Genomic DNA, 10,863 nt, shown 5'->3' on the forward strand with positions numbered 1-10,863 from the left:
CGGTGAGTGGCACGCTACCTTCGGCCGCGTCCCTGTATCAGCGTGTCCAGCGCATCGTCCCGCCGGCGGAATGGGCAGCTTTCAGCGATGACATCGAGGCCATTCTGGCGCTCAAGCGTGATCGCAAGGCCGTCATTCTAGCCCACAACTATCAAACACCCGAGATCTTCCACTGCGTGGCCGATATCGTCGGAGACAGCCTGGCGCTGGCTCGCAAGGCAATGACGGTCGATGCGGACATCATCGTGCTGGCCGGCGTGCATTTCATGGCTGAGACTGCGAAGCTCCTCAATCCGGACAAGACGGTGCTCATTCCGGATCTCGGCGCGGGGTGCTCGCTGGCCGACTCGATCACGGCGAACGACGTGCGGCTGATGCGGCAACGCTACCCTGGCGTGCCGGTCGTGACCTACGTCAACACGTCCGCCGCGATAAAGGCCGAGTCGGACATCTGCTGCACTTCGGGCAATGCGTTGGCGGTAATTGAGTCGCTCGGCGTGGGGCGGGTGATCATGCTGCCCGACGAGTACCTGGCAAGGAATATCGCGGCACAGACTTCGGTCGAGATCATCGCCTGGAACGGCCATTGCGAAGTGCATGAGCGCTTCACGCCAGCCGACATTCGCGAGCTGCGCGATGCCTATCCTGGCGTCACGGTGCTTGCCCATCCCGAGTGTCCGCCCGAAGTTGTCGCGGTTGCGGATTTCGCTGGCTCTACGGCGGCGATGTCAGACTATGTCGGACGGCATAAGCCTGCGCGCGTCGTGTTGATGACCGAATGCTCAATGAGCGACAACGTCGCGATCGAGCACCCCGACGTCGAGTTCGTGCGGCCCTGCAATCTCTGTCCGCACATGAAGCGTATCACGCTCGCAAACATTCGCAGCGCGCTTAAGGAAAACCGCCACGTCGTCACCATCGATCCTCCAGTCGTGGATCGGGCCCGGCGCGCTGTCGAGCGGATGCTTGCCGTATGACGCCAGAGGTCGGCGACATCAGGGGAGCGCCTGTGATCATCGGAGCCGGCGTTGCCGGGCTGATGACGGCGCTTCATCTGGCGCCGCATCCCGTTTACCTTCTGTCCCCGACGCGGCTCGGGACCGAAGCCTCCAGCACACTCGCGCAAGGCGGGCTGGCGGCAAGCCTCGGCGCTGACGACAGTCCAGACCTGCATCTTGCAGACACGCTTGCTGCAGGTGATAGCCTCTGCGACGAGAGTGTAGTCAGACGTATTTTGAATGCGGCGGACCGAGCCATCGAGAATTTGATGGACCTGGGCGTCGCCTTCGACTGCTCGTGGGACGGGACACTGCGGCTCGGGCTCGAGGCAGCGCATTCCCGTCGCCGGATCGTCCATGCCGGGGGTGACTCTACGGGCCGCGAGCTTGTTCGCGCGCTCATCATCGCTGTGAGGCGAACGCCTTCGATCACAATTCTGGAAGGCATGGAAGCCCGCCGGCTCATTGTGGAAAATGGTGCGGTCAGCGGCGTTGTGGCGGCAAAAGGTGGACAGGCGATTATATTTCCGACCCGTCGCGTCGTTCTTGCGACCGGCGGTATCGGCGCGCTGTTCAGAGACACGACCAACCCGCCCGGCTCATTCGGGCACGGCCTGGCGCTCGCCGCCTGCGCTGGTGCAGAACTCGCCGATCTGGAATTCATCCAGTTCCACCCAACGGCGCTCGACGTTTCGCATCGGCCTATGCCGTTGGTGAGCGAAGCGGTCCGCGGCGAAGGCGCAGTGCTGATCGACGAGTGCGGGCACCGCTTTCTATGCGATACGCCTGGCGGCGAGTTGGCATCGCGCGACGTCGTGGCACGGGCCGTATGGCAGCAGCTTGGCACCGGACATCGTGTTTACCTTGATGCCCGGCAGTCCCTCGGCCAGAAGTTCGCCAAGCGCTTCCCAGCTGTTGCCCGGCATTGCCGGGACGCCAGAATCGATCCTGCCGTTGAGCCGATTCCGGTTCGCCCGGCGGCACATTATCACATGGGCGGCGTGGCCGTGGATGCCGCGGGCCGCAGCACGGTGCCGGGTTTGTGGGCTTGCGGTGAGGTTGCCGGCACCGGTCTGCACGGCGCCAACCGGCTTGCCAGCAACTCGCTGACCGAGGCCGTGACGACCTCGTTGTGGGTCGCGCAAAGCGTAGCTGCCGCGCCTGCAGGGTGGCAGTGGCCAAGGCTTGTCGCAACGGCACCCCCGCGGCCCGACCCCTCCTCCGTTCGCCACGCAGTCTCCAATGGGCTCGGTGTTATCCGGGACGGGCAAGCACTATCCGACACCGTGGAAACGCTGCTGCCGATGGCGGTACGCAACACTGCCGCTTCCGATCCTGCTTTGATCGCGCTGATGATCGCCATTGCAGCGCTTCGACGCGAGGAAAGCCGCGGCTCGCATTACAGGTCGGACTTCCCCACACGCAGGGCGCAGGCCCGGTCTTCACGCTTGACCCTTGCCTCAGCAATGACAGTTGCGGCCGAACTCAGCCTGCGACCCGCGGAACGGAGTGCCTGATGACGTCACCTCCACCCCTTCCCGGGATCGTGATCGAGCCGATCGTGCGTAGCGCTCTACTTGAGGATCTGGGCAAAGCCGGTGACCTTACCAGCGATGCGATTATACCCTTTGACTGCAAGGCCACTTTTGCGTTCAGAGCCAGGCAGTCTGGCGTTGTTGCCGGTCTTGATCTGGTAGCCTACGCTTTCATGCTTGTTGATCCGTCGATCGACATAAATTTTGGACGTCTGGACGGCAGCAGGGTCGCGGCGGGTGAGACCATTGCTACGGTGAGTGGACCGGCGCGTGGCATGCTTGCGGCCGAGCGTACAGCGCTCAATTTTCTCTGCCATCTCAGCGGCATTGCGACGGCAACGGCCGAGATCGTCGAAGCGGTGCGCGGACAGAAAGCAAGGATCGTGTGCACGCGAAAGACAACGCCCGGCCTGCGCGCGCTGGAAAAATACGCCGTGCGCGCTGGCGGCGGCGCCAACCACCGCTTCGGGCTCGATGATGCGGTGCTCATCAAGGACAATCACATCGCCATTGCCGGCGACATCCGCACGGCCATTGAACGCGCGCGCGCTGCCGTCGGGCATATGGTCAAGGTCGAAGTTGAGGTCGACACCCTGGACCAATTGGAAATCGCGCTAGGCGCCGGGGTGGACGCCATCCTGCTGGACAATATGTCCGTCAGGCAACTCACCCGGGCGGTGGCAATGGTCGACGGCCGCGCGACCACCGAGGCCTCGGGGCGCATAACGCCGGCAACGGCACCAGCCATCGCGGCAACGGGAGTCGACCTCATTTCTGTTGGCTGGCTTACGCATAGCGCGCCAATCCTCGACATTGGCATGGATGTGCCGGTCGACGCATGCGTCCAGAAGCATCTGAATTGATGAGAGTGCGTTCAATCAAGGTGGGGTCAATTGTGGCAGCAGGGTTCGTGCTATGAAAAAGAAGGGACTGGTTAGCAACCGTGTCGAGGCACTTGCCTTCATCAGTGCCAATCTCAAAGAACTGCATCTTGTGGCAGCCTCTCACAAACTGCACTTGCTGGGATATCTTCTTGGGATGGCCTAGATCGAATCGTACGATATGGTCCGCAAGGAACGCTCTTATCGTCAGAGCAAGATCGTAGATCAGGGATAGCGCCGCGCTGCGAACTGAGCCCTGCGGTAGCTTCAGCTCACACGATCCAACCTTGAGCGGTTTGGCCGTAACGATCAATGGGAGTATTTGACCGCGCGGCAGGCTCACTTTGTCTGCGTGGTTGCGATGCCTGTATAGAGTGGAATCGAGTGGGTCTAGTGGCCCTTCACCGAGGCCCTATGCGAAGCTGAGGCGCGCGAATAAATCCAAAAATACGTCGTGTTTGCATGCCTCAAGGAGGATACGCGTTTGCCACTGTACGAACCAATGCTTCGCCACCTGAAATCGCGCGAGCTGTTCGGAGCCATTGACCGGGTGCCGGCTCTTGGCACCCCAGCAAGTGAGCGGACCTTCGAGGTATCAAACCCTTCGACCGGCGAGGTGCTGGCGGAATTGCCCGACATGGGTGTTGAGGAGACGCGCGCGGCGATCGACAAAGCCTACGTGGCGCAACCTGAATGGGCCGCACTGACCGCGCGCGAGCGCAGCGACATCCTCTGGCATTGGCACCAACTGATCGTCGACCACACGGACGATCTTGCAGCGATCCTCACTGCGGAGATGGGCAAGCCGCTAGCCGAAGCGAAGTCTGAGGTGGCGCATGCGGCCGCATATCTGCAGTGGTACGCCGAAGAGGCCAACCGCATCTATGGTGAGACGATCTCGCCGCCCTCTGCAGACCGTCGCATGCTGGTGATCAAACAGCCGATCGGCGTCGTTGGAACGATCACCCCCTGGAACTTCCCCGCCTCAATGGTTGCGCGCAAGATCTCGCCGGCTCTCGCCGCCGGCTGCACGATCGTGCTCAAACCTGCTGAACAGACGCCACTGGTGGCGGGTGCAATGTTTGCTCTGGCCCACCTTGCCGGGTTTCCCGAAGGCGTCGTCAACCTGATCTATGCGTGCGAGGGTGATGCGGTCGGTCGCGAACTCTCCTTCAACCCCAAGGTCCGCAAGATCAGTTTCACGGGCTCCACCGAAGTCGGCCGGTTGCTCATGCGCCAGTGCTCGGACCAGATCAAGAAAGTCGGTCTAGAGTTGGGTGGCAATGCGCCTTTCATCGTCTTCGATGATGCCGACGTCGATGCTGCCGTCGACGGCGCGATCCAGGCCAAGTTCCGCAATGCCGGCCAGACCTGCGTTTCCGCCAACCGGCTTTACGTCCAGTCGGGCGTTCATGACGAATTCGTCGCCAAATTCGTGGAGCGTGTCCGTGAGCTTCAGGTCGGCGACGGCTTCGATCCAGGTGTCGCCATCGGTCCGCTGATCGACGGGCATGCACTGGCCAAGATCGAACTTCACATTGCCGATGCCTTGGCCAAGGGCGGCGCGATCCGATGTGGCGGCGGCCGCATCGGCAGCGATGGCAACTTTTTCCAGCCTATGGTCCTCAGCGGCGTCACAAGGGAAATGACCGTGGCGCAAGAGGAGACCTTTGGACCCTTGGCGCCGATTATCCGCTTCGAGGATGCCGATCAGGTCGTGCGTGAGGCCAACGACACGATCTACGGCCTTGCCGCCTATTTCTATGCTTCGAACCTGAAGCGTGTCTGGCGTGTGGCCGAGGCGCTGGAATATGGCATGGTGGGGATCAACACAGGACGCATGTCCTCAGAAGCCGCGCCTTTTGGTGGGATAAAACAGTCCGGCATCGGGCGGGAAGGTTCCCGCCACGGCCTCGAAGACTATCTTGAAATGAAGTACCTCTCCATGGGCGGCATCTGAGGCGGCGGGCGGCGATTGCCGCGATGAAGGCCAGCGGACGGCCGGACGCCACAAATGGATCCGCAGTTTTCAGATTCGCGGAACAATCCACACCCAATCTGCCTCATAAAGGGCCCCGGTTTTCCGCCTATTTTTTGGTGGTCGAACGTCGTCAATTGCCTTCGTCGCTGTGGCGGAACGCGGCGCGATAGCCGGTTAGCAACAAGCTTTGGGCGTCATTTCTATCTGGCGGAATCGACCCCTTCCGACAAAAGCCTGACCTTTGCCAGTCTTCTACGGGCCAGCGTTCGCGCCAAAAGTTCAAAGCCGCGTCCGTAACATTCAACAATGAAAGCCAGCGTTATCAGGTCGAGCAGAAAGTCGTCGATCGCATGCGTGAGCGCATCCGACCTTTGTTCAAATCGAAGTAGCAAGGCGCGCGCCTCTTCGATCGCGGCCTGGCAATCGTCTGCGTCTATCAGGGAATCGATCCTGTCAAAGATCTGCAAGCGTCCTCACTTTTCGAAAGCCACACTCAGCATCGAACGCCGCTGATGAGTGAGTTTTCAACAAAAGAAAAGGGTCGCTTTTCGCGAAAAAAATCGCTCGGCAGCGCGTCGATCAAGCATGTTGCCTCAAATGACATGTGAATCCCGGCTCACCAAGATGTGGTCGAAGGCGAGTGAGCCGGCCCATTTCTGCGTCTCGGCCGCCTAAACCATTGGTCAGGAGGAACTGTGGCCACATTTGTCGGGCAAATGGGTTCCATCTATTCTTCTAGCCGCCACGGTTCAGCCTAGATTACATGGGAAGCGACAATAACGGAAAGCAAAGGATCGCAAAATGAGTGGGGTGGCTGGATCAAACGAAGATTTGGCTGCACCAACGACCTTTGGGCCACTTTTGCAGCCCACCTTTCGCTCGATCTGGCTCGCCACGCAGGTTTCAAGCCTCGGCTGGTTGATGCAGACTGTTGCCATCAGCTGGCTGATGGCAACGATCTCGACTTCCGATCTGATGGTTGCGCTGGTGCAGGCTTCATCGAACCTCCCCGCCTTCGTCCTGTCCGTTTTTGCCGGAGCTCTCGCCGACAATTTCAGCCGGCGCAGGGTGATGTTCGCCGGTCGGTGCCTTATGGTGATTGCGTCCGCGATGCTGACCGCGTCCGTGGCGCTGGGCTTTGTCAGTCCGTGGATGATCCTCGGCTTCAGCTTCTTGATCGCAAGCGGCGGTGCTCTCAATGATCCGGCCTGGCAAGCGTCGGTTGGCGATATCGTGGATCGACGCGATGTTCCCGCTGCCGTCACCCTGCTTTCTGTTGGCTTCAACACCGTCCGGACCGTGGGTCCGGCGCTCGGCGGCATTGTGGTTGCCTCATTTGGCCTTATGGCGGCATTCGCCGTGACCACGCTCACCTATTTCGTACCCTTGGCCACTATTTGGCGCTGCAAGTGGAAGGTTCGTTCTTCCCCTCTTCCCCGCGAGTCGATGAGGACGGCAATTTATGACGGGCTGCGCTTCACGGCGATGTCATCGGAGATCAAGGCAGCGATCGCGCGCGGAACCCTCTTTGGCCTGGCGAGCATCGCCATACTCGCGCTGCTGCCGGTGGTTGTCCGCGACCAGCTGGGAGGAGGCCCGCTTGCCTATGGCGCGCTCATGGCCGGCTTCGGGACCGGTGCCGTCTTGGCCGGCCTCTCCAACAGCCTGTTCAGACGGAGCTTGTCGCAGGAGCGGCTGATGAGGCTCTCCTGCGTCGCCTGTGCGGCGTGTTCTCTCTCCCTGGCACTGACATCTTCGATTGCCGTGGCGGCAATTGCACTCGCCTTGGGCGGCGCGGGCTGGGTGACCGCCTGGTCCGGGGTTGGTGTGAGCGTGCAGCTGGCGAGCCCGCGCTGGGTCGTGGGGCGCACCATCTCGATCTACTATGCTTTGATCGATGGTGGAATCGCGCTCGGCAGCTGGGTGTGGGCACGGTGGCCGAAAACCATTCGCTGACCTGGGCGCTAGAGGGTTCCGCTGGAGCCCTGTTGATCGTCGCTGCAGCCGGCGTTCTGTTTCCGCTTCGAGAGCGCCGCGACTCCGAGCCCGATCCCTTGGAGGAATTCGATGCCCAGCTGTCTCTCTCAATTTGAAGCCGAGCAGCGGCCCGATCGTGGTCAAGGTCGAATATCTGATAGCCGAGAGAAATCTGGAGGCCTTCCTCGACCTCATGCGGCAGCGGCGCCATGTACACAGCCGCGTCGGTGCTCGGAACTGGACGCTCCAGCGGAACCTGCAGAAGCCTATGCATTGGACAGAAACGTTCCGCACGCCGACCTGGACGGACTACCTTCGCCTCAATCATCGTCTGACGGAAGTAGACAAGGAACTGGACGAGCGTGTCTTCCAGCTGCACGCGGCAGAGACCCCACCTCACATGACACTTTCCATCGAGCGGCCGACAAGCTCGGCCCGCAAGCCCGAGCACTCAGCTTTTCGCCATCCCCGTCATTGAAGCCTGGCTGGCATCTCTGTCATCAATCGATTGGCTACGAGCGCGACCGGTCAGCCCCCGACCTTCAAGACCATCGACTTCGAAGCGGCCGCGAGTTGCCCATAAAACATTACTGCACTCTTATTGTTTGTGACGCATGCGGGTGGTGAGCGGTTTTCACAGCCCATTTCCTGCTACAAAGCTAGCTGGACACTTGAACCACTGAATTGCCGATCAAACGCTCTCGGATTCTGGTGCGAGTATGAAATTAAAGGCGGGCTCAGGCTCGGCAGACTTTGGCTCCCGGAGAACAACCGGGTAAGCGACAACCGCTTGGGCATGTTCAGCGAGCGCGGCAGGTGTCATTCCCAGTGCTTTCTCAAACAGGCCGCCCGGACTCACCACCTGACGAAAAAGCCCTGCAGCTCTTGTCGCATGGCGCGCCGCGGCGACCCGCTTTCCCTCACGGATCTTCACGCCGGCCGCCGCCAACAGGATCAGTCCCTTGAAGAACAGGCGGTGCTGAGCGCTTTGTTTCGCAGCCTGCCAGAGAGGCTCCCAGGCTTCATGGGCTTCCCAGTAGTAGCCGTGATTGAAAAGGTCGATTCCCCATCGAAACACATCTGAGCCGAGCGCTTCGCCAACGGCGACGGTCACCGGGTCTGATCGGTAACTGTGGCCCAAGGCATCACGCACCGGATGCGGATATTTGCCGGGCAGATACGCATAACTCGGGAAACTTTTTTCGGGCAGCAGGCGAGGGCGAAACATAGGCCCAGCAAACATGAAAGTGCGTTAAGGGGCAATTCATGCTGACCGCGTCGTGACGGGCAAGCAGTCTTAACGGGCTTGTAAAGGGTGCCGAGATTGGCCAAAACGCGCTTTGCCAAATTCATGACGTTGGGTAAGCGGCTGACGCAAGGAGAAGATATGATTTTGCGACTGAAGGAGCGGCTCGGCAAAAGGTTTGAGGAAAAAGTTGAATTCTTCAAAGGCTGGCAGAAGGACAAGAAGGGCGTGGGAGCCCTTATTCCCACTTCGGTTTATGCGGCACGCCGGATGGCAAGCGTGGTGAACCCACGGTCAGGATTGCCAATTCTGGAGCTTGGCGCGGGAACCGGTGTCATCACAAAGGCGATTCTGGCTAGGGGAATCAAGCCGCACCAGCTGGTTCAGTCGAATATTCCAGGATTTTCTACGACGGCTTGGTGCAACGCTTCCCGAATGTGGACTTCAGATTGGGCGACGCATTTGCGCTGGACGAAGCTCTGGGTGAGCGCAAAGGTGAACAGTTCGATTGTGTTATAAGTGCAGTCCCGCTGTTGAGCTTTCCAGTGCAACAGCGTGTCGCGCTGGTTGAGGATCTGCTTGCCCGTATTCCTGCCGGCCGGCCCGTGATTCAGATCACATACGGACCTCTGTCGCCAGTGATCAAGATGCCAGACCGTTACGTGGTTTCCCACTATGACTTCGTCGTCCGCAACATACCGCCGGCACAGCTCTGGACTTATCGTCGAGCAGTCTAGCCAAATCTGGACGGTTTCCTTCTCTGAGGGTTCCGCTGAGTGGTGCCCTTGCACCCAAATAGGATGTGGAACAGAGCAGGGGCAGATGCCAGATTGCCAAGAAGACGACGCGGTCCTGGTTTGATTTGGCAGTGGGCGGGCCAAATGCGCTTGACAAAGCCGCGCCGGCCCGTTCAACCTGAGGCATTCACCAGGGGAGTCCCGGCAAGGGGCTGAGATACTGCTGGCTTTCGCGGCGCAGTGACCCGTTGAACCTGATCCAGTTCATACTGGCGTAGGGACGGTGCAAGCGCTCTGCGGGAGTTCACGCCCGAGGTCCTGTTTCGGCAGGTCCACAGAAGCGTCTTTTCATCCTTCCGGCACAGAACTGGGTCTCCAATGCATGAGCAAAGGAGCCTCAAGATGAATGCGCTTACCCCCGCCGTGTCGACGGGACCGCTGCCCGCCTCGCGGAAGATCCACAAGCCCGGCACCATCCACTCGCAGATCAAAGTGCCGATGCGCGAAATCTCCGTCCATCCGACAGCCGGCGAGCCGCCCGTTACCGTCTACGATCCGTCGGGCCCCTATACCGACCCGGCTGTCGAAACCAGCATCGAAAAAGGCCTGGCCCGACTTCGCCACGAATGGATTTTGGCGCGCGGCGATGTCGAGGGCTGTGACGGCCGCCATGTCCGGCCGGAGGACAACGGATTCGCGACGGGCGAACGCCTGACGCCGGAATTTCCCATCCGCCACCGACCGCTCAAAGCCAAAGCAGGCAAGGCGGTGACGCAGCTTGCCTATGCGCGCGCCGGCATCATCACACCCGAAATGGAGTTCGTCGCCATTCGCGAGAACCTTGGTCGCGAGATCCTGCACGGCAAGCTTGAGCGCGACGGCGAGGCTTTCGGCGCGACACTGCCCGATTTCGTCACGCCCGAATTCGTCCGTGACGAGGTGGCGCGCGGACGGGCGATCATTCCCGCCAACATCAACCATCCCGAGAGCGAGCCAATGATCATCGGCCGCAATTTCCTGGTCAAGATCAACGCCAATATCGGTAACTCCGCCGTCACATCGTCGATGGCGGAAGAGGTCGAAAAGATGGTGTGGGCGATCCGCTGGGGCGCCGATACGGTGATGGACCTGTCGACCGGCCGCAACATCCACAACATCCGCGACTGGATCGTGCGCAACGCGCCGGTGCCGATCGGCACGGTGCCGCTCTACCAGGCGCTCGAAAAGGTCGGCGGCATTGCCGAGGATCTGACCTGGGAGGTCTACCGCGACACGCTGATCGAACAGGCCGAGCAAGGCGTCGACTACTTCACCATCCATGCCGGTGTGCGGCTGCATTACATCCCGCTGACCGTCGACCGGGTCACGGGCATTGTCTCGCGCGGCGGCTCAATCATGGCCAAATGGTGCCTGCACCATCACTGGGAAAGCTTCCTCTACGAGCATTTCGCGGAAATCTGCGACATCTGCCGCGGCTATGACGTCTCCTTCTCGCTCGGCGACGGGCT

At 60.6% G+C, this 10,863-nt stretch carries 7 protein-coding genes, 2 pseudogenes and 1 riboswitch; of the genes and pseudogenes, 7 read left to right on the forward strand and 2 right to left on the reverse strand.

The window, feature by feature from the left end; genetic code table 11:
* Positions 1-2 precede the first annotated feature (2 nt).
* The 4 genes from nadA to NKH70_RS26650 all read left to right on the forward strand — a co-directional run bounded on the left by nadA (position 3) and on the right by NKH70_RS26650 (position 5,374).
* A complete protein-coding gene (nadA, locus tag NKH70_RS26635) occupies positions 3-977 on the forward strand; it encodes a quinolinate synthase NadA (protein WP_353026503.1) in 975 nt (324 codons plus the stop codon).
* Complete coding sequence (locus NKH70_RS26640; protein ID WP_353026504.1) at positions 974-2,515, forward strand: L-aspartate oxidase; 1,542 nt, start codon at positions 974-976, stop codon at positions 2,513-2,515. The genes nadA and NKH70_RS26640 overlap by 4 nt, the downstream gene beginning before the upstream one ends.
* Positions 2,515-3,396: a carboxylating nicotinate-nucleotide diphosphorylase gene (gene nadC / locus NKH70_RS26645; protein WP_353026506.1), complete on the forward strand. Its 882-nt coding sequence runs from the start codon at positions 2,515-2,517 to the stop codon at positions 3,394-3,396. The genes NKH70_RS26640 and nadC overlap by 1 nt, the downstream gene beginning before the upstream one ends.
* 502 nt (positions 3,397-3,898) lie before the next feature.
* Positions 3,899-5,374, forward strand: a complete 1,476-nt coding sequence (locus tag NKH70_RS26650) for an NAD-dependent succinate-semialdehyde dehydrogenase (protein WP_353026508.1) — start codon at positions 3,899-3,901, stop codon at positions 5,372-5,374.
* A 221-nt stretch (positions 5,375-5,595) separates the two neighbouring features.
* Here NKH70_RS26650 and NKH70_RS26655 read toward each other — a convergent pair whose 3' ends face one another.
* Positions 5,596-5,862: a hypothetical protein gene (locus tag NKH70_RS26655; RefSeq protein ID WP_352884135.1), complete on the reverse strand. Its 267-nt coding sequence runs from the start codon at positions 5,860-5,862 to the stop codon at positions 5,596-5,598.
* A 334-nt stretch (positions 5,863-6,196) separates the two neighbouring features.
* On the opposite strand from NKH70_RS26655, the pseudogene NKH70_RS26660 reads away from it, so the two are divergent.
* A pseudogene (locus tag NKH70_RS26660) lies at positions 6,197-7,850 on the forward strand (MFS transporter).
* A 213-nt stretch (positions 7,851-8,063) separates the two neighbouring features.
* On the opposite strand, the gene NKH70_RS26665 reads toward NKH70_RS26660, so the two are convergent.
* A complete protein-coding gene (locus tag NKH70_RS26665; protein ID WP_353026510.1) occupies positions 8,064-8,615 on the reverse strand; it encodes a DUF309 domain-containing protein in 552 nt (183 codons plus the stop codon).
* A 144-nt stretch (positions 8,616-8,759) separates the two neighbouring features.
* On the opposite strand from NKH70_RS26665, the pseudogene pmtA reads away from it, so the two are divergent.
* Together pmtA and thiC are read left to right on the forward strand one after the other, a co-directional pair.
* Positions 8,760-9,355: pseudogene (gene pmtA, locus NKH70_RS26670) on the forward strand (phospholipid N-methyltransferase PmtA).
* A 182-nt stretch (positions 9,356-9,537) separates the two neighbouring features.
* Positions 9,538-9,654, forward strand: a riboswitch (TPP riboswitch).
* A gap of 103 nt (positions 9,655-9,757) precedes the next feature.
* A partial coding sequence (thiC, locus tag NKH70_RS26675; protein ID WP_353026512.1) for a phosphomethylpyrimidine synthase ThiC occupies positions 9,758-10,863 on the forward strand: 1,106 nt, incomplete at its 3' end.

This window comes from Mesorhizobium sp. M0991, from assembly GCF_040318915.1.
Taxonomy (GTDB): Bacteria; Pseudomonadota; Alphaproteobacteria; order Rhizobiales; family Rhizobiaceae; genus Mesorhizobium.